This window comes from Nonomuraea sp. NPDC005692 (assembly GCF_040631115.1).
In the GTDB taxonomy this organism is placed as follows: domain Bacteria; phylum Actinomycetota; class Actinomycetes; order Streptosporangiales; family Streptosporangiaceae; genus Nonomuraea.
In genome coordinates, this window is sequence record NZ_JBEXYU010000056.1 from 18,152 (window position 1) to 40,094 (window position 21,943).

The 21,943-nt window shown below is 70.0% G+C and carries 19 protein-coding genes and 4 pseudogenes; 11 read left to right on the forward strand and 12 right to left on the reverse strand.

Going from position 1 to position 21,943, the window contains the following annotated elements; all coding sequences use genetic code 11:
- Positions 1 to 63 precede the first annotated feature (63 nt).
- Entirely contained in the window at positions 64 to 723 is a 660-nt protein-coding gene (locus ABZ459_RS50855; RefSeq protein ID WP_357988190.1) for a recombinase family protein, read from the forward strand.
- A gap of 47 nt (positions 724 to 770) precedes the next feature.
- Here the strand turns inward: ABZ459_RS50855 and ABZ459_RS50860 are convergent.
- The 4 genes and pseudogenes from ABZ459_RS50860 to ABZ459_RS50875 form a co-directional block, all read right to left on the reverse strand.
- Positions 771 to 2,074 (reverse strand): annotated as a pseudogene (locus tag ABZ459_RS50860) (IS256 family transposase).
- A 201-nt stretch (positions 2,075 to 2,275) separates the two neighbouring features.
- Positions 2,276 to 2,839 carry a cellulose binding domain-containing protein gene (locus ABZ459_RS50865; RefSeq protein WP_357988264.1) on the reverse strand — a complete coding sequence of 188 codons (564 nt, stop codon included), beginning with the start codon at positions 2,837 to 2,839 and terminating at the stop codon, positions 2,276 to 2,278.
- Positions 2,840 to 3,031: 192 nt separating this feature from the next.
- Positions 3,032 to 6,139 carry a S8 family serine peptidase gene (locus ABZ459_RS50870; protein WP_357988193.1) on the reverse strand — a complete coding sequence of 1,036 codons (3,108 nt, stop codon included), beginning with the start codon at positions 6,137 to 6,139 and terminating at the stop codon, positions 3,032 to 3,034.
- Positions 6,140 to 6,625: 486 nt separating this feature from the next.
- Entirely contained in the window at positions 6,626 to 7,582 is a 957-nt protein-coding gene (locus tag ABZ459_RS50875) for a YafY family protein (RefSeq protein WP_357988196.1), read from the reverse strand.
- A gap of 82 nt (positions 7,583 to 7,664) precedes the next feature.
- Between ABZ459_RS50875 and ABZ459_RS50880 the strand changes: the two genes are divergently transcribed.
- Both ABZ459_RS50880 and ABZ459_RS50885 read left to right on the forward strand, forming a co-directional pair.
- Entirely contained in the window at positions 7,665 to 8,048 is a 384-nt protein-coding gene (locus tag ABZ459_RS50880; RefSeq protein WP_357988199.1) for a hypothetical protein, read from the forward strand.
- Positions 8,049 to 8,506: 458 nt separating this feature from the next.
- On the forward strand, positions 8,507 to 8,944 hold the full coding sequence (locus ABZ459_RS50885; RefSeq protein ID WP_357988202.1) for a hypothetical protein: 438 nt from the start codon (positions 8,507 to 8,509) through the stop codon (positions 8,942 to 8,944).
- A gap of 212 nt (positions 8,945 to 9,156) precedes the next feature.
- Here the strand turns inward: ABZ459_RS50885 and ABZ459_RS50890 are convergent, their stop codons facing one another.
- The 3 genes and pseudogenes from ABZ459_RS50890 to ABZ459_RS50900 form a co-directional block, all read right to left on the reverse strand.
- Positions 9,157 to 9,477 carry a hypothetical protein gene (locus ABZ459_RS50890; RefSeq protein WP_357988205.1) on the reverse strand — a complete coding sequence of 107 codons (321 nt, stop codon included), beginning with the start codon at positions 9,475 to 9,477 and terminating at the stop codon, positions 9,157 to 9,159.
- 71 nt (positions 9,478 to 9,548) lie between these two features.
- A pseudogene (locus ABZ459_RS50895) lies at positions 9,549 to 10,055 on the reverse strand (WD40 repeat domain-containing protein); the annotation flags it as partial.
- Positions 10,056 to 10,069: 14 nt separating this feature from the next.
- Positions 10,070 to 10,417 (reverse strand): annotated as a pseudogene (locus ABZ459_RS50900) (hypothetical protein); the annotation flags it as partial.
- On the opposite strand from ABZ459_RS50900, the gene ABZ459_RS50905 reads away from it, so the two are divergent.
- The 3 genes from ABZ459_RS50905 to ABZ459_RS50915 all read left to right on the forward strand — a co-directional run bounded on the left by ABZ459_RS50905 (position 10,376) and on the right by ABZ459_RS50915 (position 11,856).
- Positions 10,376 to 10,567 carry a hypothetical protein gene (locus tag ABZ459_RS50905; RefSeq protein WP_357988208.1) on the forward strand — a complete coding sequence of 64 codons (192 nt, stop codon included), beginning with the start codon at positions 10,376 to 10,378 and terminating at the stop codon, positions 10,565 to 10,567. The pseudogene ABZ459_RS50900 and the gene ABZ459_RS50905 overlap by 42 nt on opposite strands.
- Positions 10,568 to 10,976: 409 nt before the next feature.
- Entirely contained in the window at positions 10,977 to 11,129 is a 153-nt protein-coding gene (locus tag ABZ459_RS50910) for a hypothetical protein (protein WP_357988211.1), read from the forward strand.
- A 262-nt stretch (positions 11,130 to 11,391) separates the two neighbouring features.
- The gene (locus ABZ459_RS50915) at positions 11,392 to 11,856 is read left to right on the forward strand and encodes a TFIIB-type zinc ribbon-containing protein (protein WP_357988214.1); all 465 of its coding nucleotides are present in this window, start codon (positions 11,392 to 11,394) and stop codon (positions 11,854 to 11,856) included.
- Between the two features lie 318 nt (positions 11,857 to 12,174).
- Here ABZ459_RS50915 and ABZ459_RS50920 read toward each other — a convergent pair whose 3' ends face one another.
- The 3 genes and pseudogenes from ABZ459_RS50920 to ABZ459_RS50930 all read right to left on the reverse strand — a co-directional run.
- Entirely contained in the window at positions 12,175 to 13,068 is an 894-nt protein-coding gene (locus ABZ459_RS50920; RefSeq protein ID WP_357988217.1) for a hypothetical protein, read from the reverse strand.
- Positions 13,069 to 13,173: 105 nt separating this feature from the next.
- Positions 13,174 to 13,581, reverse strand: a complete 408-nt coding sequence (locus ABZ459_RS50925; protein WP_357988267.1) for a hypothetical protein — start codon at positions 13,579 to 13,581, stop codon at positions 13,174 to 13,176.
- Between the two features lie 28 nt (positions 13,582 to 13,609).
- Positions 13,610 to 13,810: pseudogene (locus tag ABZ459_RS50930) on the reverse strand (response regulator); the annotation flags it as partial.
- A 58-nt stretch (positions 13,811 to 13,868) separates the two neighbouring features.
- Between ABZ459_RS50930 and ABZ459_RS50935 the strand changes: the two are divergent.
- The 4 genes from ABZ459_RS50935 to ABZ459_RS50950 all read left to right on the forward strand — a co-directional run bounded on the left by ABZ459_RS50935 (position 13,869) and on the right by ABZ459_RS50950 (position 17,120).
- A complete protein-coding gene (locus ABZ459_RS50935; RefSeq protein ID WP_357988220.1) occupies positions 13,869 to 14,108 on the forward strand; it encodes a hypothetical protein in 240 nt (79 codons plus the stop codon).
- Between the two features lie 151 nt (positions 14,109 to 14,259).
- Complete coding sequence (locus ABZ459_RS50940) at positions 14,260 to 14,928, forward strand: hypothetical protein (RefSeq protein ID WP_357988223.1); 669 nt, start codon at positions 14,260 to 14,262, stop codon at positions 14,926 to 14,928.
- A 272-nt stretch (positions 14,929 to 15,200) separates the two neighbouring features.
- Positions 15,201 to 15,716: a peptidase inhibitor family I36 protein gene (locus ABZ459_RS50945; RefSeq protein ID WP_357988226.1), complete on the forward strand. Its 516-nt coding sequence runs from the start codon at positions 15,201 to 15,203 to the stop codon at positions 15,714 to 15,716.
- 585 nt (positions 15,717 to 16,301) lie between these two features.
- Positions 16,302 to 17,120 carry a transposase gene (locus ABZ459_RS50950; protein WP_357988229.1) on the forward strand — a complete coding sequence of 273 codons (819 nt, stop codon included), beginning with the start codon at positions 16,302 to 16,304 and terminating at the stop codon, positions 17,118 to 17,120.
- A gap of 557 nt (positions 17,121 to 17,677) precedes the next feature.
- Here ABZ459_RS50950 and ABZ459_RS50955 read toward each other — a convergent pair.
- Complete coding sequence (locus tag ABZ459_RS50955; RefSeq protein WP_357988232.1) at positions 17,678 to 18,016, reverse strand: hypothetical protein; 339 nt, start codon at positions 18,014 to 18,016, stop codon at positions 17,678 to 17,680.
- A 159-nt stretch (positions 18,017 to 18,175) separates the two neighbouring features.
- Positions 18,176 to 20,707, reverse strand: a complete 2,532-nt coding sequence (locus tag ABZ459_RS50960) for a LuxR C-terminal-related transcriptional regulator (RefSeq protein WP_357988235.1) — start codon at positions 20,705 to 20,707, stop codon at positions 18,176 to 18,178.
- Between the two features lie 66 nt (positions 20,708 to 20,773).
- On the opposite strand from ABZ459_RS50960, the gene ABZ459_RS50965 reads away from it, so the two are divergent.
- On the forward strand, positions 20,774 to 21,844 hold the full coding sequence (locus ABZ459_RS50965; RefSeq protein ID WP_357988238.1) for a phosphotransferase: 1,071 nt from the start codon (positions 20,774 to 20,776) through the stop codon (positions 21,842 to 21,844).
- Positions 21,845 to 21,943 lie beyond the last annotated feature (99 nt).

A 21,943-nucleotide genomic window follows, 5' to 3' on the forward strand; every position in this document is an offset into this window, starting at 1 on the left:
GAATTGACGACAGGATTTTCCGACAGAAGAATCGGGCTCCCACCCCTTCTTGAGGAGAGCTCGGTGCAGATCGTCTACTCCCGCGTCTCCACCGCGACCCAGTCTCTGCTGCGGCAGCGCCACATCCTCACCGAGGCCGGCCTTCTCGTGCGCACCGAAGGCGTCGCCGAGGGATTGCGGCCTGCCGACGGCGTCCTCCTCTTCGAGGACCCCGCCACCACCTCCAAGATCCCCGCCCTTGACCGGCCCGCGTTCGGCAAGATCGCCGCAAAGGCGCACCCCGGCGACACCCTGACGGTCTCGGAGCTGTTCCGGCTCTGCCGCGACCTGCTCGACATCCACGCCGTCCGCAACTGGTGCCAGGCCCGCGGCGTCGCCCTGCGCGTCCTGTCCGGGCCGCTGTCGAACTTCCACGATCTGGCCGCAGGCGACGCCACCACCGCCGTCATCATCAACGTGATCACCGCCGTCGGCCAGTTTCAGCGTGACATCCAGAACGAGCTCACCGTCGAGGGGATCGCCGCCGCCGAGGCCGAAGGCCGCTACCGCGGCCGCCCGCCCGCGCTGGACGGTGACCGGCGCGAGGACGTACGGGCAGCCTTCGGCGAGGGCACCTCGATCGCGGCCCTGGCACGGGCTCATGGGGTAAGCCGGGCGGCCGTGCGAACCGCCCTGGCCGACCTGCTACCCGGCCAGGGCGTCCCGCCCCGGCCATCGGCGTAATCACGGGAGGGACTGTCTAGAGAACGGTGTTTCTCGATCTTGATTAGTTATCGGGTTGTCGGGGTCAGGTGGCCTTCGAAGGTGATAGCGAAGGCGTTCAGAGCGGCTTTCCAGCGGGTGATCCAGCGTTTGCGGCCCTTGCCGGTCGGGTCCAGGCTCATGATCGCCATGTAGACGCACTTGAGCGCGGCCTGCTCGTTCGGGAAGTGGCCACGGGCCTTGACCGCCCGCCGAATACGCGCGTTGACCGACTCGATGGCATTGGTCAAGCAGATCACCCGGCGGATCTCGGTGTCGAAATTGAGGAAAGGCACGAACTCGGCCCAGGCGTCCTCCCACAACTTCACGATCGCCGGATACCTGCCACCCCACGTCTCGGCGAACTCCAGGAACCGCTCCAGCGCGGCGGCCTCGGTCGGAGCGGTGTAGACCGGCCGGAGCGCCTTGGCGATGACGTCCCAGTGCTGGCGAGCGGCATACCGGAACGAGGCGCGCAGCAGGTGAACGACGCAGGTCTGCACGACGGCCTGAGGCCAGACGGTCTCGATGGCCTGCGGCAGGCCCTTGAGGCCGTCGCAGACCACCATCAGCGCATCGGCCACGCCGCGGTTCTTGATCTCGGTCAGCACGTGCAGCCAGAACTTTGCGCCCTCGCCGCCGTCGCCGGCCCACAGCCCGAGGATGTCGCGCTCGCCGTCCATGGTGACGGCCATGGCCACGTAGATGGGCCGGTTGGCGACCTGGCCGTCGCGCAACTTCACGTGGATGGCGTCGATGAAGATCACCGGGTAGACCAGGTCGAGCGGCCGGTTCTGCCACTCTGCCATCCCCTCCAGCACCTTGTCGGTGATGGCAGAGATGGTCTGCTTGGACACCTCGGCGCCGTAGACCTCGGCCAGGTGCGCGGAGATCTCCCCGGTGGTCAGGCCCTTGGCGGCCAGCGAGATGACCATCTCATCGACCCCGGACAGGCGCCGCTGCCGCTTGCGGACGATCTTCGGTTCGAAGCTGCCGTCCCGGTCCCGCGGCACGGTGATCTCCACGGGCCCGACGTCGGTGATGACGGTCTTGGATCGGCTGCCGTTGCGGTGTTACCGGTCTCGTTGCCAGAGCGTTCGTGCTTGTCGTGGCCGAGATGGTCGGTGATCTCGCCCTCAAGCGCGGACTCCAGCACCAGCTTGGTCAACCGGCCCAGCAGCCCGTTCTCACCGACCAGTTCCATGCCCTCGGCCCGGGCCTGATCGACGAGCCGGGCCACCAGCTCCCTGTCCGTCGAGTCCTCCGGCTTCTTGCGCGCCACCGCGGCGTCCTCCAGGTCGATCTCCGTCGATGCCTGGATCACAGTACTCATCAGGTGTGTCCTCCGTGATCAGGAGTTACACCGTTGTTCTTACAGTCCCCGAACCCCCGGGGGTTACTGCTGGCCGGGGGTGCGTAGCGGCCGGAAGTTGCCTTCGCGGACGGCTTCGGGCAGGGAGAAGTTGTAGCGGCCCAGGAAGTTCAGCCATTCAAATCTGGACGGATTCGCGGCCCTGGTCGGCGACCAGGGCTCCTAGGCACGTGCCCGTCTGTGAACGCGTTCCAGCCGCCGAGGCGCTCGCGGGCCGCCGTACGGCCGCCTCGGGTCTGGTTGCAGATGAGCACCGCCACCGTCTACGTCCACCGCTTCGACGCGCCTAACGGCGAGGCGACCGGCGTGCTCGGTGGCGCCGAACCTGGCCACTGCGCCCGATGGCCTGCTGCCAGGTCCGCTGACATTCCCCATGCCGTTTTGACATCTGCAAGCGCGCCAGACAGCGGAAGACCTCCGGGGCGGAGTTGGGCCCCGAGGCGGTGCGTGCCGACAAAACCGAACGTCACGGACCGTGACCCGCTGGCCGCCAGGGAACGACCAGCTCAGGGTCCAGCCGTTCACGCTCTCCTTGCCGGTGTTCTCGATCGCGATCTGGCCGGTGAAGCCGCCGGGCCACGAGCCGTGCGCCGAGTTCCAGTTGATGGTCAGCTCGTTGGTGGACCAGAACTCATCGCACCGGAACGTCAAGGCATCGCCTCTGCCATGGCCTTCACCACCCGGCAGATCCAGCGCGGTCGGATCGGCCGTCCTGGTCGCCGTCATCAGGACCGGCCCTGCTGGCGTCGCGACCACTGGTGGATTACGCACCGCCGGCTTGCTGACGGCAGCGACGTCGATGGGAACGGCCGCGGCGCACTCCCCGGTCCCTGATCGCAGAGTGCGCCGACGGTGGGACAGGGCCGTCCGCTGAGCACTCCTGCTCCGTGCCACGGCCCCTTCCCGATTCCGGGTCGATCAGCTGACGGCGTAGGCGCGAACGATGGTCTCCCTGACGGTAGTGCCCGAGGTGTCGGTGGCCGTCGCCCTCACCGAGACGCTTCCGGCCGTGCGCGGGTTGGGCACGGCGGCGATCCAGCGGGATCCGACCGCGACGGCGGGCACCGGCACCCAACTCGCGCCGTCATCGACGGACATCTCCAGCCTGAGCGACGTCACCCGAGCTTGCGGCGCACCGGGATTACGCTCCACCCAGACGGGCACCCTGGTCACCGTGCCGACACGGGCCCGGCTGAAGGCGTCGAGATCCTCCGGCGCGTAGCGGACGGCGAGCAGCGGGAGCGGCTTGGCCCCGGAGGTCCGCTCGGAGGTGAACGTCCAGGCTGTCTCCACGCTCGACGACAGCAGCGAGTGCGGGACCTGCCTGCGCATCGACGTGGTGAGTGTGTACTCCGCCCGCTGCGCGGGCAGTGCGGCCGTGAGCTCGCAGATCCCGAACCTGCAGCCGGACAGCGTGGTCTCGGCGATCGTCCGGCCGCCGCTGGCGAGGGTGGCCATGCCGGTGGCTGCGTCGTCCACGCCGGTGCGGCCCTTGACGCCGTCCGCGAAGAGCCGGCTCGCCTCGAAGGAGAGCTGGTCGGCTGTACGGCTGCCGTTCGGCTGCGCGAACGAGGGGCCGGCCACGGCGGCGTTCCACACCTCCTTGGCGGTGCCACGCTTACTGACCTTGCCGACGTCCCACACCCGGAGCGTGCCCGCCTCCCAGGAACTGTCCCAGGTGAGCCCGGGAGTGCGGTAGTAGGTGGCGGCGGCGGGGAGCGTCACGTCCTGCTGGAGTGTGTCGGAGAACTCGTTCCCCGGCTGGTCGCCGAACCTCGGGGAGAAGTGTGGCGAGCCCTGGGCCGCGACTCCGGAGGCGACGAAGGCCGCCTCCACCTTGGCCAGGTCCGCGCGCCTGGCTCGCTGCCCGATGTCCGCCGGGATGCCGCCGGTGCGGGCGTCGACCAGGTCGTAAAGGACGCCGCCGGCGGAGTCCCACACGGACCTCAGGTGGTAGCGCAGCCCTTCCGTGCGGACCGGGACGGCGTAGAGCTCCTGGTTGACGTCGAGGAAGGTCCGCCAGCCGAGTGACCAGGTGCCGAGTCCGATGGTGAAGTCGACGGTCTTCCTGGCCGTGGCCGCCGGGTCGTCGATGGCGAAGCGGGCCGGGCGGCCCTGGCGGGCGTCCAGGGTGATCGTCTGGTCGCTGTTGCCGACGCGGATGATGGTGTGGGTGAGGGTCAGCGTGGTGGGACCGGACAGGTCGGCGTAGAGGTTCCACTGGCCCTTCGGCAGGCGCATCCTGGCCGTGCCGTCCTTGAAGACCGGCGTCCGTGCGGCGCCGGTCGCGGGGTCGTAGAGCTCGGAGTAGATGAAGAGCTCACCGGGCTCCCTGCCGATGGTGTTGATGGTAACGTCATACGACTCCGGCTCGACGTACGCGCCGGCCAGCGTGCGGATCTCGCCCTGGGCCGAGACGGCGGTGACGGCGCCGGGGTAGTCGCCCGGGGCCTTGCCGGTGGCGTCGATGGTCAGCGTGACGGACGCCGTGCCGTTGGCGGGCACCTCCAGGCGCTGCGTCGACAGCTTCAGCACCTGACCCCCCTGCGTGGCGAGGTCCAGGGTGATGGGGGTGTCGCCGGTGTTGGTATACGTGATGGCCTTGGTCGAGACCCGCTCGTCCTGGCTGTCCCAGGGGAAGGCGGTCCACACATTGGCGGGCTCGGCCACGACCGGCTGGGCCAGGGCCCGCACGAGGTCGACGCGGCCGCTGCCCTGCTCGTACGGCGTGGCTCCGGTGGTGGGGACGGCGCTGCCGATGAGGGCGGCCTTGAGCTGGCGGCCGGTCCAGTCGGGGTGCCGCTGGGCCATGATCGCCGCGGCTCCGGCCACGTGCGGAGCGGCCATCGAGGTGCCGCTGTGCTCCACGTGCGTGCCGCTCGCCTCGGCGGCCATGATGCGCACACCGGGGGCCGTGATGTCCGGCTTGATCGCGTGGTCGCCTTCCCGGGGGCCCCGGCTGGAGGAGCCGGCGATCTGGTCGGTGTCGTCGACGGAGCCGACTGTCAGGGCGGCGTCGGCGCTGCCGGGGCTGGACACCGAGGCCGGTCCGCCGCCGTTGCCGGCGGAGACGACGAACAGCGTGCCCGTCTGCTGGGACAGCGTGTTGAGCGCCTGCTCGACCGGGTCGAGTTCCGGGACGTCGGGGCTGCCCAGGCTCATGTTGACGACCTTGGCCTTGACTTCGGTCGCCGCCCACTCCATGCCCGCCAGGATCGAGGAGTCCTGGGCGCCGAAGCGGCCGCCGATCTTGGCGACGGCGAGGTTCGTGTCCGGGGCGACGCCGCGGTACTGCGCGTTGTTTCCGGCCACGATGGAGGCGACGTGTGTGCCGTGTCCGACGTTGTCGCGGATGTCGGGCTCGTTGGAGAAATTCCGTTCATGGGTGACCACACCTTTGAGGTCGGGATGGTCGGGGTCGTAGCCGGAGTCGAGCACGGCCACCGTGACGCCCTTGCCGGTCATGCCCTGCTTCCAGGCTTCGGTGGCGCCGATCTGCTTGGTGCTGTGGTCGAGGGACCAGGGGCGCAGGCCATCCAGCCAGAGCTTCGACTTGCCGGCGGTCAGCGCGCGGGCGCCCTGGCCGGTCAGGTCTTTCCAGGTCTGGGCGGCGTTCTTCTTCGGGATCCGGAGGGTGGACATGCCGAGCCCGGTGAGCCGCCGGGCCCCGGGCACGTCCGCGGACTGGACGATCACCGGGATGTCGGGCCGGTCGGCGTCGCTGTACCGCCATTGCAGCAGTTGCGTCACGTCGAACAGCCGGGGATCCAGCACTCCCTGGGCGAGTAGGGGACGGGCGTCGAACGGGATCACGTTCAGGTGGCCTCCGATCACCTGGCGGGCGAATCCCGTCCGCCTTCCAGGACCGGGTTGCACGCGCACGCCCGTGCCGGTGACCACGACGCGGTCGCCGGTGATCAACGTGACGACGCCGTCCGCCATGGCGGGCGCCGGGCGTTCCGGCGATGGTGCCACGATCATCGTGCCGGCAAGGAGGGCCGAGGCGAGTGTGCCGCCTAAGTTCATGAGCTGCCTCCAGCAAAGGGGGATCTTGACTGCGAGCGCGACCATACTTCTTTGAACGTAGTATGGTCAAGATCCGCAGAAGATCCCCGCCGGGGAGTCGGCATTAGGCTTGCTGGCCGAGGCCAAGGACCTCAAGCCGCGCGGAATTCCATCTGCCGGCGCACTCGTCGTAGGCGGCCCAGCGGGCACGTAAGGCCGGATCGGCGAAGGCGCCGGACAGCATGGAATGTTCCTCGTGGCCGCCTTGCTAGGTCGTGCCGATCCATGGAGACGGGGGCCCGCCGAGCGAGGTGTCGGTGCCGAGCCAGGTTCCCCCTGCATGGTGATGGTGGTCGGCCAGTACTGGTGCGGCGAATCCGGCCGTCCGGCACAGGCCGAGATGGCGCGGGTCGACCGGGACGGTTCTTCGGGGGCGCAGAGCCAGGCGAGTGCGCGGGCCGGGTGCCCACGCGAACCATCTCCTTTCGGCGATCAGGCCCCCGCCGGTCAAATGTCGTAGATGCGCGTCATTGCGGTCAGCGTGTCGGTGAGGCGTTCACGCAGGTCGGCGGGCGCGAGAACTTCGACGTCGGCGCCGAGTCTGAGGATTGAGGCGACGGCCCGATCGATGGATTCGATCGGAATGGTCACCTGGATCCAGCCGTCGGAGTCGGCCGCCGTCGCGGTGTCGCGCGCGGCTTGGACGACGGCCCGGTCCATGAGGTCGGGCAGGCTCGCCAGAGCGTCGGGAGAGAGCCGGATGGTCGCCGTGTCCTGGTGGCGGCGCTCGTCGAAGGACTCCAGGTAGGTCTGCCAGTATTCGGCCAGCGCGAACCGGCGAGGTCGTGCGAACTGTTCCTCCAGGACCTGGAGGTCGAGGATGCGGGAGATGCGGTAGGGACGAATCCGTCCCTCCGACCGGGCGACCAGGTACCAGTGTCCTGCCTTGAGAACCAGCCCCAACGGCTCCACCGCCCGAGTGACCTCGTGCGGCTCAGCCCAGCGGAAGTACCGCATCCGTACGACGCGTTCGCCCCACACGGCGTCCGCGACCGCCGTCAGGTACGGCGTCCGGTCCTCCTCGCCGTACCAGGGCGGGGCATCCAGATGGAACCGCTCAGCGAACCGTTCGGCACGATCACGAAGTTCAGTGGGCAGCGCGGACATCAGCTTGAGCTCCGCGGCGGTCACGATGGCGCCCAGTCCCAGGTCGGCGGCGGCGCCGGGCAGCCCGGTCAGGAACAGCGACTCGGCCTCCCCCTCGGTCAGCCCGTTCAATCGGACGAGGAATCCGCCGAGCAGCCGATAACCGCCGTCGTGGCCCGGCTCGCCGTAAAGCGGCACGCCCGCCGCGCTGAGGGCGTCCATGTCACGGTAGACGGTACGGACCGACACCTCGAAGACGTCCGCGAGTTCCTGGGCCGTCACCCGCCTCCGGGTCTGCAGCATCAACAGGATCGACACCAACCGGCTCGCTCGCATGTCGTGCAGTCTGCCCAAGTCTGCTGACATCGGATGTCAGGGGACCGGTTCTAGCGTCCGCGGCATGGACATCGACATCGACATCGACGCGATCGTCGGCCGTTACGTGGCCGTGTGGAACGAGGCCGACCCCGTACTGCGCAGCGCCGCCATCGCCGCCCTCTGGGCGCAGGATGGGGTGGAGTTCGTGGAGTCCACCCAGTTTCGCGGGCTCGCGGAGCTCGAGAACCGGGTCGAACAGGCGTACAAGGAGTTCGTCGCGGGCCGGAGGTACGCCGTCACGTCCGCGGACGATGTGCTCGGCCACCACGACGCCATCACGTTCACCCTCCAGCTGACGACCGAGGACGGCCAGGTCGCCTGGGCGGCCCGGGTCGTCCTCATCGTCGGTGAGGACGACCTGATCCGGTATGACTACCACTTCACCGTTCAGCCCCTCGCCGCCTGACCTCGATTGCTCGACGCCGGTCGGATCGCATGGTGATCCGACCGGCCTCCCACGCACCCGAGCCCGGCCCACGCCGAGCCGGCGTTCCGATCCCCTCGCGCCCGTCCCGCCCGGGCGCGCCGACCCAACTCGACCCGACCGCCTATGACGTGCTGGCCGATGTTGTCACCGTTGGGACGGATGGGGAAGACACTGCGTGGAACGCCCATTGTGCGAGCCGTTGACCACCCTGCGGCCAGAAGTCTACGGCGGCTGGCAGTCAGAACAAGTGACCAGCGCCTTCAAAACCCTCGGCGTCAAGGCCGGCCCCACCGGCCACTGAATCCACGGCAAGAAGCACACCCGATGCGGCATCTACCGCTCTGATCTCGCCCGCGTCATCGCGGAACGTCACCAGCCCGCCCTGCCGGCAGCCGCCGGCAGGCGGGATCGAGGTTCTGACGGGCTCCCCGTACGGGATGCAGCTCATCGGCGGCCGGTTTCCGCTGTTCGACGCGTACGGCTGGGACCCCGAGATCGGGATCGACGCCGCGCTCGGCCTGCTCGGCTGGGAGTGCGGGCGCACGGACGGCGGGACGGCGGCGGCGCTCGACCGGCTGCGCCGGGCCTGCGAGGATGGCCCGGTGCTGGCCGGCCCGCTCGAGCTCGGCCTGCTGGCCTACCAGCCCGGGTCGGGCGAAGCGGTCGGCGCCGACCACTACCTGGTGGTGCTGGAGGTGACCGGCGACACCGTGCTCGTGCACGACCCGCAGGGCTACCCGTACGCCACTTTGACGGTCGGCGCCTTCGCGGAGGCGTGGCGCGGAGAGCTGATCCCCTACCTGCAGGTGGGCGATGACGTAGGCCGTCATGATGGCCTCCTCGTGGGGTCGTGTGCGGTTCGCTGCCGATCCTGACACGCCCCTCGTAGGCGAGGCGATTACCTGACAGGTTGGCGAGCTGATGACGCGGGCCGACCTTCGGCGCTGGGGGGAGCCGGTTGCCGATGATCGCGCGGAGGTGTCCAGGTCACTCTTCAGGGACTGTCGTTTGCCAAGCAACTGCATGCGGCCGGTGCGGGACGAGCTGACGGGGCGGCCAGTGCCTGACGATCTGACGGCGAAGGTCTTCAATCAGCCGCCCCGTCCCCACCGGCGGTGGCGAGCAGGTGGCCCTCATGAGACATAGAGGAGGTCTCGGAGACGGGCGTATTCGCCATGGCGGTGAAGTGGTTCACCTGCCGCGTCAGCTCATCACGTTCCGCCTGTAGGGCGGCGACCTCGCGCGCTAGCTGGTCACGGTTAGCCCGTACGGCTACGAGCCGCTTCCGCAGCTGGTCGACCCGTCGGAGCAATTGGTGCGGATCCGGTTCTTGAATGCTTCGCCACAGCCGCACCGTCGCGTCGTCGCTGGCGGTGGCGAGCAGGTGCCCGATGGGGTGGAAGGCCATAGCCGAGACACGTCGGTCGTGTCCGGTGAGGGGGCGCCGACCTGTTGGCGGGTGGCCACGTCCCACAGGCGCACCGTCGCATCCTTGCTGGCGGTGGCGAGCAGGTGCCCGTCGGGATGGAAGACCACAGCCGAGACGGCACCATGCCCGGTGAGGGGGGCGCCGACCTGCTGGCAGGTGGCCACGTCCCACAGGCGCACCGTCAGATCCTTGCTGGCGGTGGCGAGCAGGCCGCCGCTGGGGTGGAAGGCCACTGCGTCGACCCAGCCGGTGTGGCCGGTGAGGGGCTCACCGGCGGCTCGGCGGGTGGCGACATTCCACAGGCGCACCGTCGCATCCTCACCGGCGGTGGCGAGCAGGTGCCCGTCGGGGTGGAAGGCCACGGAAAATACGGCACCATGCTCTTTGAGGACCTGCTGGCGGGTGGCCACGTCCCACAGGCGCACCGTCGAGTCCATGCCGGCGGTGGCGAGCAGGTGCCCGTCGGGGTGGAAGGCCACCGCCCAGACGGGGCCGTCGTGTCCGGTGAGAGGGGCGCCGACCTGCTCGCCGGTGGCCACATCCCACAGGCGTACCATAAATCCGCGCTGGCGGTGGCGAGCAGGTGCCCGTCGGGGTGGAAGGCCACCGCCCAGACGCCGGCACCATGCCCGGTGAGGGGGGCGCCGACCTGCTGGCGAGTGGCCACGTCCCACAGCAGCACTGTCCCGTTCTCGTCGGCGGTGGCAAGCAGGTGCCCGTCGGGATGGAAGGCCACCGCCAAGGCGGGATCGGTGTGCTCGGTGAGGGGCTCCCCCGTCGCCTGATATAGCTCCAGCGACCCCTCGGTGGGAAGCGTGGCGGTTGCCCGCTGGCTGGTTCCCTCTGCCGCCAGCCACAGGGTACGGAATTCCTCAATATGGCCGCCATCGCCGGTGAGGGCCTCGACGATGATCTCCAACTGACCCCAACGCGGCAGCTTCTGACAGCGGATTACCGCGTGCGCGGTGGTATGGCTGACCGCGTTGCTGGTGCGCGCGGCCAGTTCGCGGTAGCTGGGCTTGCCGCGGTGGCGGTGGAGCTCCTGCAACCGGTCGCGGAGGATGCCTAGGGCGTCGTGGTTGGGCACGGGCGATGTGGTGTCGGGCATGGTGGGATCGAGCATCCCAGACCGTCAGAAAACGTAAAGCCGTTTCGTGTGAATTGGTGTCCGTAGTCTGCACCGCCCTCCCAGCGGCCGCGCGAGGAGCGCAAAAAACCGTCAGCGCCGCAGGTTAATGGTGTCAGCAGCCGTCACGCGCTGTACGACTTCATCCCGTCTCGTCAAAGATTGGTGGAGATCGTTAACGGGCCTTTCGCGTCCCCCAACCTGGAGTCACGCCGCGAATCCTCCGTCGGCGCCGCCCGGCACCGCACTCTGTGTGGGTGAGCGGGGTGGCGTGTACTGGCCCGTCGCAACCGTCGCCGGCACCACGCCACCCCGCGGGGCGCACTCCACCTAGGGGAAGGGACGCACCCCCATGACGATCCTGTCTCAGCTGACCGCCGTCGGCGCCATCGGAGCCCTGCTGTTGGCCATCCTCGCCATCCTCACGGTGGTCTATGTGTTCTCCGCTGACCCCGGCCGGCGGGCCCGGGCGCTGCGGGTGCTGCGCCTCCTGCTGCGCCGCTGACACCCCATCCTCCCGCAGGGGCAGAGGGCAGGCCATCACGGTGGCTGGTCAGCGGCGACGTGCGGCGGGATCCCGGCCTTCTTGCCAGCAGGCCGCGAGGAGACGCTGCGCGAGGCCAACACAGTCATCGTCGACCACCACAACGGCCTGGAGCTGGCGAGGGTGGGCGACGTGCCGCCGGGCGCTGCTGGTGGCGGACGAGCTCGCGGCGGCGCTGGCGGCGCGGCCGGGCGTGGTGAAGGAGCAGTCCCGGTAGTCACGCGTGAAGGGGACCAGGCCGCACGGCTCCCTGTCGGGGAAGGGCGACGTCGTGCACACGGTGACGAGGGAGCTGCTGCAGCTGCGCCGGGAGGTGGCCCGCCGCCTGGAGCTGGCCGACCTGGCGCCCGCCGGCCGGTCCGGGGTGGTGCGCTCTCGGTCGGTGACGTGGCTGGTGGACAAACTCGACCAGGTGCTGGCGCTCGACGGGCTGACGATGCTGTCGAGCGTCGAGGATGACGAGGACCCGGTGGAGCTCGGCGTGGTGGAGTGGGCGCTCGCCTGGGAGTCGCGCCTACGCAGGCTGGTGGACGACGAGCCCGGCCACACCGTGGCGCGCTGTCCCGGCTGCGACCAGCGGAGCTGCGAGTGGCGGCCGCAGGCGGGCTACTACGTGTGCAGCGACTGCGGGCGGCATGTGTCCGAGGTGGAGGAGCGGACGCTCGTCACGGAGGAGGCAGGCGCCTGAAGGATGAGGGAGGGAACCGATCAGCATTCAGGGCACAAAAACCTTACGCAGTCGCTCCAGCACTGGAAATCTCCCCCGCATTCTCTGGTGCACATGTCGTGACAGACAATGCATTGCCCGCCTGGAATAAACTCGTCGCCACCTCCACCACCAGCTGCCCTGGCGATCCGGGGGGCACCACCTCCCCTGGCGATCCGGGAGGCACCACCTCCCCTGGCGATCGAAGGGCGAGTGACCAGCTGTTCTGTGATGAGCTGCTTGAACACCTTCCCTTCCTCGGACTGGGGCTCATTGAATCGAAGAGCGGCTACGTGGTGATTATGGTCCTTGCACTTTTGGTTCCCCAGCAAGGTGATCGCCGCGATCATGCTCGCAGGGATGGTCACCCACGTGGTGCAGTCCCTGGTCAGCTGAATGGAGTCGCTGGTACCCTCTGCTGCTCGTACCATGCCCACAACGTGGACGGGAACTGTGAGCGTGCCGCCACGCAGGCTCTCTATGAACTGCGCGGGTTCCACCACTGCGCCCATGGCTGATTCTCCCTCTCCGCGGTGACCTTCGTTCGGCCAAGGCTGGCCCACGTATGGAGTTCCCTGACTCCTCATCCGCTGATCCCCGCTCGCTAACAGTTGATCGGCGCACCATTGGTTCTTTGCCGCTGGGACCCGCCGCGCGTGCTCGCGGAAGGAGCAGCCGGGCTCGCGGATCGCTCCACCGCTCCGACCCTTCGGCGAACACATCACGCCGACGCAGCGCGGTGTGCAGGTGCATGAGGGCGCACAGCACGAACGCGGCCTTGTCGACCTGCCCGTCGGGAAGATCGGGATTGCGGTACACCAGCGGCCGCCACGACCCGGTGATCAGCTCGTCGTGCGCGGCGATGTCACCGGGCGCGTAGCGGCGGCGGCTCTTGGCCATCGCCGCGGCGGCGCGCACCATGGCCAGCACCGGCGTGCCGGCCTCGACCGCGCGGAACCGGATCGTGGACAGCAGCGGCTCAATGAAGCCCTGCACGGTGCGGTAGCGCTTGACCAGCTCGGCCCGCCACTGCGCGGCCGCGTCGTCATCGCTGACCGGCACGAACGCCGCCACCGTCTCCACCGCCGAGGCCAGCTTCTCGCGCGGCACCACCTCCTCGATCGCCTTCCACACCTCCACCAGCGACACCAGCCGCTCCTCGGTCGCCTCCGGCAGCGCCATCAGTACCTCCATCGCCGAGGCCATCGTCCGCGCCGCCTTGCGCAACCTGGGGAAGGTCCGCAGCTGCTCGGCCTTGCCCGCCCGCCCGCTCCGCGCGGGCCAGCAGATTGGAGGAGATCAGCAGATCCAGCACGTCCAAAGCGTCATCGACCGAGGCGGTCTCCAGGTGCCGCACCGTGGCCAGCAGCGTCGCGCCCTGCCGATCGGCTGCCAGATCCCGCAGCGTGGGCGCCTTGGCCGCCAGCCCGTATCGGGCCAGCGCCCCCAGCTTGACCGCCGGCGCCGGATCGGTAGCCACCCCTCCGGCACAGCCAGCAACCCCACCAGCGCGGCGCGCATCTCGGCCGACAACCGGCCCGACAACAACGCGTGCAGCCGCTCGTTCTCCGCCCGCCGCACCTCGCCGACCAGCCGCACCAGCACGGTCATGGCCGGCAGCAGGATGCGCTCCTTGAGCATGTGCACCCGGGCCCGGTCGAACAGCGCCCGAGGCCCCTCCGCCGAGGCCCACACGTACTGGCGCACCTCGCTCTTGCACGAGCCGAAGTCGCGATGGCGGGTCGGCGGTGATGCGGCGGGTGGCCTCGATGCCGTCGGGCACAGGCATGCGGACGTCCATCAGCACCACGTCCGGGCGGGTGGCGCGGACCAGCCGCACGGCCTCCTCGCCCTGCCCGGCCTCGCCGGCCCGCTCCGGCTGCCCCGCTGGGCCACCGTCACCGCCGGCCTGGGCTGCGCGCCTTCCTCGCCGCAACCGCGTGGGTCAAGGCGACCGTGGGCGCAGACATCGCGGGGACGGTCACCGACGCCCAGTGGGAAGGCCCGGCCTGTCGGGCTTCCTCGCTCTGGTCCCCAAGATGCTGCTGTGCTCGGTCGGCTTCGCCGCGCTGGCCGTCGCCGGCTGGCGCCGCCGCGGCATCTCCCGCGGCGCGTGCGTCCCGCTCCTGCTCGCCACCCTGGTCGCGGTGCTGCTCTCCCCGCACCAGCCCACCGCTCTCCTCGGCGGCCTGGCCCTGGCCTGGGCCGGCAAGAACTCGGGATCCCGGAAATGAGTAGGCCCTACTCATGAGAAACCCGCTCGTCACACCCACTCTGGATCACATGAAAGGAAGAGTCACCATGTCCTCCGCAATGTCTTTCGCAGCAGTCCGCCGTGCCAGTGTCCTGGTTGCCGCCGCATGTGTGGCGGCCGCCTCAGGCGGAATGACCCCCGCCTCGGCCTCGGCCCAAACCGGCGTGGCCGGAGTGCAGGCATCGGCCGCCGGTCCCGCTCCGGACACCTGCCGCAGCGGCTACGTCTGGCGTGGCGCTCGCGCCATCGACCACGTGTGCGTAAGCCCGGCTGACCGTGACCGCACCGCCCGGGAGAACGCCACCGGTGTCTGGCACGACTGCCGCCAGGGGTTCGTCTGGCGGGAGGCCTACTCCGGCGACTACCGGTGCGTGGTGCCCGGCTCCCGGAGCGCCAACCGCGCCGACAACGCCAGCGCCCCCTACCGGCTCGCCTGGGTGATCATGACCCGCTGGCACCACGACGCCCCCAAGTCCAACTGCCAAGACGGTGTCGGCTGCTCCACCAACGAGAGCGACTACTACACCGCAGGCGTGCGCGGCTACTACCTGACCCCGGGTGCCCAGGTCACCATCCAGATCATCGACAAGAAGACCGGCGTACGGCTGTGGTCCGGCCGCGCCATCGCGGGGACCGGCGGCAAGGGACCGGAGGGCAGCTACGACCTCGACACCGGCAACCTGCTATGCCAGGGCGGCACCTTCGCCACGCCGTACAACGCCTACGTCCAGGCACGCCAGAACAACGGCCCCTGGTCACCCCAGGTTCCCATCTCCTTCCACAAGTGCAGCCACCTCTGACATTTCGGCATGGCCAGGCGTCACACGCCAAGCCTCAGCCTCATGTTGCGCTGGGCGAGGGTACGGCCGGGGCCCAGCAGGTCCTTGCGACGCTTCGCTGTCCTGTTGGAGCTCGGCCACCGGGCCGGCTTCGCGGTCGGCGAGGCGTTCCTGCTGCCCGCAACGCCACCACGCATAGCCAGCCAAGACGGTCTTCGCCCGCGCGGAGGCTCACCAGATCCCCCGCGAGAACCCTGTAACCGAGTCACGACCCCCGAGCCTGGAGAGTCTGCATGACTGGGAGCGAGAGGAACAGCGCCCTCATACCCGTACTGGTCGCCGTCATCGGCTTGGTCTCGGCTCTGGTGACCTCTCCGCTATGGGGCGAACCAGTATGCCGGGCAGCAGGGGTCTGCCGCGATGGCGGTGACCGCACCGGCTCGGCAGCCAAGCCCAAGAGCAGCCACGGCTCGACCGGCCGCACCAAAACCTCCAAGCAGCCATCCCAGCCGACCAACGGCGTGGCGGAGTGGAGCTGTCCCGGTGGACTGTTCTGCGCGTGGGAGGGCACTCAAGGGACGGGCAGCATGATCGTCCATAAGGACGCCACATGCGCTTTGCACGACATCGGGGGCGCCGGCGTCGGGGACCGGCTGACCTCCTATCAGAACCGGACCGGCACAAGCGTCGCGCTCTTGAACTGGACGGGTACCGAATGGCAGACCCTGGTCACGGTTCCCGACGGTGAGAAAGGCGACATGCCACAGGGGGCGGACAATATGGCGGACGGAGTGCAGGTCTGCGGCTGACCAACCGTGCAGGGGCCCCGGCATCCGCCATGCCGCGCTCCGCCCTTCGCCATACCTCTGCCCGCCCAGCGCCTCGCGCACCTGCCCGGTCATCGCCAGCTACCTCGGCACGCTGGCCGCCGCCGACGTGTTCACCATGGGCAACGCCTTAGGCTGCTGGAGTCCATGCGAATCGACACCGGCCTGCTCGGCCCCTTCGGCATCCGTCCCTGACCAACACGCCCGACCGCCGACGAAGAGCCAGCAGTCGTGGTCCCACGAACACCACCCCACACGCGACCAGGAAACGGCCGCGTGGGACACCGCTTCATGGACTGCCGTCTGGGCTGGTGATCGACATGATCTCATTAGTTCCCCCGTCCCTGCACGGGACGCCGCTCAGGCGGGAAAACAGGGTGGGTTGCCCGCCGACGTCGGTTCGTCTATGGCGCGGGTGAGGCCGTTGATGAGTTTGATCGCTGGGAGCTGCTTCAGGGGCCGCGCAGTGTTGCCATGAGCACGAGGGTCCGCCAAGAACGTGCCCGGCCGGGCCAAGACCGACAAGGCCGATGCGGTGTGGCTGGCCAAGGTGGCCGGGCGCGGCATGTGCCGGCCCTCGCTGGTTATCGGCGCTCGCTGACCGAAGACCGCACCCGGGAGATGCAGCGAGGCGAGAAGCTGCTGGAAGACGCTCAGGCGAAGCTGTCGTCGGTGATCAGCGACATCTTCGGGATCTCCGGCCGGCAGATGCTGCCGGCCTTGGTCGACGGTCAGCGCGATCCGAGGGCGCTGGCCGGGATGGCCTGGGGCAGCATGCGCGGCAAGATCCCCGTGTTGGAGGAGGCGCTGCGCGGCTTCTTCACCGATCACCACGCCGTGCTGTTACGCATCATGCTGGACAACATCGACCGGCTCGGCGAACAGGCCGCCCTGCTGGACGCCGAGGTCGAGCGGGCGATGAGCCCTTTCTCGGCGCAGGCGACCCAGCTCGATGAGATCACCGGCGTGGGCCTGGTGGCCGCCCAGGAGCTGATCGCCGAGATTGGCGTGGAGATGAGTTGCCTCCCCACCGCCGTCCATCTGGTGTCCTGGACTAAGTTCTGCCCACAGACGCATGAGTCGGCGGGCCGCAAGAAGGGCAAGGGCCGCGGCAAAGGCAACCGCTGGCTGGCCAGCACGCTCGGCCGGATCGTCTTCTCCGTCAGCAAGAGCGACACCTTCCTCGGCGAGCGCCATCGCCGCATTGCCCGCCGTCGCGGCAAACCAAGGCTCTGGTCGCCGCCGGAAACTCGGTGCTCACCATCGTCTACCAGCTTCTGTCCGACCCTCCGGCCCACTTCCACGACCTGGGCGCCGACTACGACGCCACCCGCATCAACAAAGACCGTCGTGCCCGCAGCCTGGCCAGCCAGCTCCAAGCCCTGACCGGCCAGAAGATCGTCATCCGCAACGGCAAGGCCGTCCTCATCGAGCCAGAGACGGCCTGACACACAACCCACCGCGAGTCGCTCTCGCTCACCACCACTCGGGGTTCGCTGCCGCCTGCCCACAAGAAGGTCGGATTTACGGGTCAGCCAGGACAATCCGGCGCGCACCAGCTTGCGCTCGGGGCGGAGCAGCAGCGAGTCCCACGCCTCCGCGAAGTCGTCGGGGGTGAGATCGCCGCAGACCCGCAGCCGTTTCATGGCCAGCTCGGCGACCGGCCCGGGGGAGGCGGGCAGCAGGCGCAGGTAGTCGCGGGTGTGGGCGGCGGATTCGGCGGGGGCGGGATCGAGGGCTTCGTGCTCGTCGAACCGGCCGCGCAACTCCTTCAGCAGCGCGGGCAACTGGGCCGCGACCTGCTTGCGGCCCTCGTCGTCCAGCGCCTTGACCGTCTCGGCGAGGCGGTCCGCGTGCCGCGATTCGATCAGCGTGCTGATCTCCGCCCAATGATCCATGCCGGGGACGGTAACCGGCCTCGCCGACACATTCCTCGAACGTCATCAGTGGTCCCGGTGGACGACCTCGTCGAACGGGCGGCGTTTCGAGTGCTTGACGGGCTTCAGCGGGCGGTCTGCGGGGGGCCGAGCGCGACCAGGTAGGCGCAGAACCGGTCGGCGGGCAGGCCGAGTACGCGGTGTGCGGCCTTTGGCCGCGGCCAGCATCATGCTCATCATGGCCTGGCCGAGGTCGAATCGGGCGTCCTCGCGCAGCCGGGGATCGTCGAAGTCCTCCATGACCAGCGCGATGGCGGTCGCCGAGCCGGGGAGGTGGGCGGCGTACTTGCCTGTCTGCGCCAGCTCGTCCAGTTGTGAGCGGTCGGTGACGAGGACGAAGTCCATGGCTGCCAGTTCTTGGACGACGGCGCCCGCCTGGCCGCCTCCAGGATCCGATCCAGGTCCGCCTGCGGGATCGGCCGGTCGGTGTACTGGCGGACGTTGCGTCAAGAGGTTTCCACGAATCCGGCCTATCCCACCTCGACCAGGGGAAACTGGCGCAGATCAGGGGTGGGGGCTGAGGAGGTCGGCGAGGGCGGTGCGGTCGTTGACGCCGGTTTTGTCGTAGATGGCGTGCAGGGTGTTGGCGACCGTGCGGATGGAGACGACGAGCCGGTCGGCGATCTCGCGGTTCGTCAGCCCCTGGGCCGCCAGCACGGCGATCTCGCGCTGCCTGGGTGTCAGGCCGGGTACGTCGAGGTCCAGCAGCGCGAGCGTGCGCGCGCCCTGGCAGCGTTCCATGAGCCGCCAGCTTCGGGTCCCGGCCGCCCGAGCGCCACGGGTCAGCCCGGCCTCCCGGTGGCGGGCGGCCGCCTGGGCCGCCGACTCGGCCGCGTACAGCAGCAGGCCGAGCCGTTCGAAGTCGTCCGTGACCGCGTCGAGCTCCGCGCCGTCGCGGGCCGCGGCGTGCCGGGCGAACAGCGCCACCAGCGGTCCTTCCACGTCGAGCGCGGCCAGCCGCGCGGCGACCAGGTTGGGGCGGCCGAGCCTGACCACGTCGTGCAGCGCGTACGGCACGTCGCACGGCAGTGCGCTGTCGGCGATCTCCAGGCTGAGTTCGACGGCGCCCGCGGCGTCGCCGCGCCCGGCCCTGGTCCACACCTGGGCGAAGCGGAGGGGTTCGACGACGAAGGGGCCGATCGGCGTGCCTTCGGCCTGGGCGCGTGCCAGTGCTTCCTCGGCCGCGGCGACCTCGCCGAGCAGCGCGTACGCGTGCGCCAGCTCGCCCAGGCACTGCCCGGCCAGCACACTGCGTACGGGCAGCCGGGCGGCGGTGTCGCGGGCCCAGGAGAGCGCGTCGGCGAGCCGCCCGCGCAGGCGCAGCACGCGTGACCTGAGCGCGCCGAACTCCAGGATCGCCCTGGTCCAGGTGCCGTACTGGCCGTCGAGGCCGTAGCCCTCGTCGGTGTGACGCTCGGCGGTGTCGAGGTCGCCGAGCAGCAGCGCGGCGTTGGCCGCGTGCACGGTGTAGGCGGCGGCGAGGCTCGGCATGGCGTCGGGCTCCCTCGCGAGCCCGGCGCGGATCTCCTCGACGCGGGCCAGGCAGTCGGCGGGGCGGCCCCTGGCCAGCATGACGGCTGCTTCGGGGCCGCCGATCATGCGTTTGCTGTGGGCCGTGAGCGGGCCCAGGCGCCGCGTCGCGGCCAGCAGGTCCTCGGCCGTGGCGCTGTCGCCGGTGACCGCGGCCAGGACGGACCGCATGATCGTCACACCCTGCCGCATCCCGGCCTCGCGGACGAGCCCGGCGGTCTCCTCCAGCACGGCCCGCGCCCGCGCGACGTCCCCGAGGCCAATGGCCAGGTTGAGGGCACGCTGCACGCCGAGGTCGGTCCTGGCGCGCTCGTCCATGTCCGCTTCCCAGACGGTGGCGAAACTCTGTTCGGCCTCGTCGTGCCTGTCGGTGTAGAACAGCACCGTGCCCAGTACGGCCAGCGCCCGCGTCCCGCCGCCCGCCGCGACGGCCGCGCGGCCGAGGCGTACGGCCATCTCCAGGTCACGGACGACCCTGGCGCGCTCGCAACCGGCCAGGAGCGGCTCGGGATCGTCGGTCATGCCGCCGTCCAGCCGCCAGACGGCCACTCTGAGCACGTCCTCGCGCCGCCGCAGCCCGGCCTCCGCGACCGCCCCGGCCATCCTGCGCATCATCGAGCGGGCCCGCAGCACGCCGCAGCCGTCGCGGATGACCTCGCCGTGCAGGGGGTGGGCGAGGCGTACCTGGAGCCGCCTGCCGTCGGGCTGCACGGTGACGAGCTGGCGGTCCTCCAGGTGCTGGACGGCGTCAAGCGAGCCGAGCGCGGCCAGCAGGTCCACGCCGAGCGGCTCGCCGTACGCGAGGAGTTCCAGGGCCTCGCGTTCGCGCGCGGTCAGCTCGCCGATGCGGCCGGCGATCGTCTCGCGCAGCGAGGGGGTGATCGTCAGCGGACCGCGCCAGCGCCACACGCCGTCGTCGTCGGTGAGCGTGCAGGACAGGACGAGTTCGCGCAGGTAGAGGGCGTTGCCCTGGCTGGCGCGCCACAGCCGGTCGACGGTCGCGGACTCCACCTGGCCGCCGAGCGCGCCCTTCAGCACGGCCTTGGTCTCGGCGGGGGAGAACGGCTGCAGCTCCAGCCGGGGCAGCAGGTCGTCCTTCCACAGGGCGAAGATCGCGTCGGGCACCGGCGTACCGCTGCGGAGTGTCGCGATCACCCGCGTGCCGCCGCGCGTCACGAGGTGGTGGACGAGCGCGGCGGAGGCTGAGTCGAGCAGGTGGGCGTCGTCCACGACCAGCACGGACGCCTGTACGGCGGCGGCCGCCCAGCCCAGCGGGTTGCCCGCGGGCGGCGTGGAGGGCAGCAGCGGGGCGAAGGCGCCCAGCGGGATCTCCGCGCCCGAGGCGGTGGCCCGCGCCCAGGCGACCCCGTCGAGACCGCGTACGGCCTCCGCCACCAGACGGCTCTTGCCCGTGCCCGGCGGACCGGCGACGACCATGCCCCTGGAGGCCGACCTGATTCGGGTGAGTTGTGCCGCACGTCCGGTGAACGGCCAGGAGCTTGCCACGAAAAGAGGGTATTTGAGTAGACCATGCTCATGCGAGGCCGTTTCCCTGACCTGCATGATGACCTCATGACCACGGCACTGACCACCGATCTGACGGACCTGGTCCGGGAGAGCCTGGGCGACCCGCTCGCGCAGATCGCGGAGCAGCACACCGAGCGGCTCGACCTCGGTCCCCGGATGTTGTCCACGGCCTCGCTGCACCGCGTGCACGGCACCACGACCAGCGGCGCGACCTGGGAGTTCTTCGTCAAGTCCGTCCACGGTCTGCGGCACTCGGACCAGTTCGAGAAGATCCCCGAGCACGTACGCGCCGAGGCGGTCACGCACTTCCCCTGGCGGGTGGACGCGGACGTCTACCTGGCCCGGCCGTGGCTTCCCGACGGGCTGCGGCTGCCGAGGACGTACAGGATCGACGACCTGGGGGACGACCGGCTGGTCATGTGGCTGGAGTACGTGCACGTCGCGCCCGTGGAGTGGGACCTGGACCGCTACCGGTCGGCCGCCCGCCTGCTCGGCGCCCTGGCCGCGGCCCGCCCCGTGACCGGGTCACTCAACCTCGGGCTCAGGCAGTACTGTTCGGGCCCGGTCGCCGGCCTGTTCCTGCCCGCCCTGCGCGATCCGGCGACGTGGCGGCATCCGCTGCTCGCGGAGAACGTCGACCCCCTGCTCCGCGCCGACCTGCTGACGCTGGCCGAACGCATCGGGCCGCTGCTCGATGCCCTCGACCGCCTCCCGCACACGTTCGTGCACGGCGACGCCTGCCCCAGGAACCTGCTGGTGCCCGCCGACGGCTCGGCGGAGTTCGTGGCCATCGACTGGGGCTGGGCGTATCCGGCGGCGGTGGGGTTCGACCTGGGGCAGCTGCTGGTCGGGCGGGCGCACACCGGCGAGCTGGACCCCGCCGACCTGCCCGCGATACACGAGGCCATCGAGAGCGCGTACGCCTCCGAGGTGGGCGCGGACCCCGCCGACGTCTCCTTCGGCTACGTCGCCTCGCTCGTCCTGCGCTGTGCCTTCACCGCGATCCCCACCGAACTGCTGGACCAGGAGCCCACCCCGGAGCTGTACGACCTTTTCCGCAAAAGGGCCGGCCTGGCCAGGTTCCTCGTCGATCTCGGGCGATCGTTGCGCGAATGATCAGCTTCGCGGCGGCAGGATCGGGGCGAGGATGAAGCCGGGGGTGGCCCAGACGGCGTACAGCAGGGGCGAGCACACCACCAGCAGGCCGATCACCGC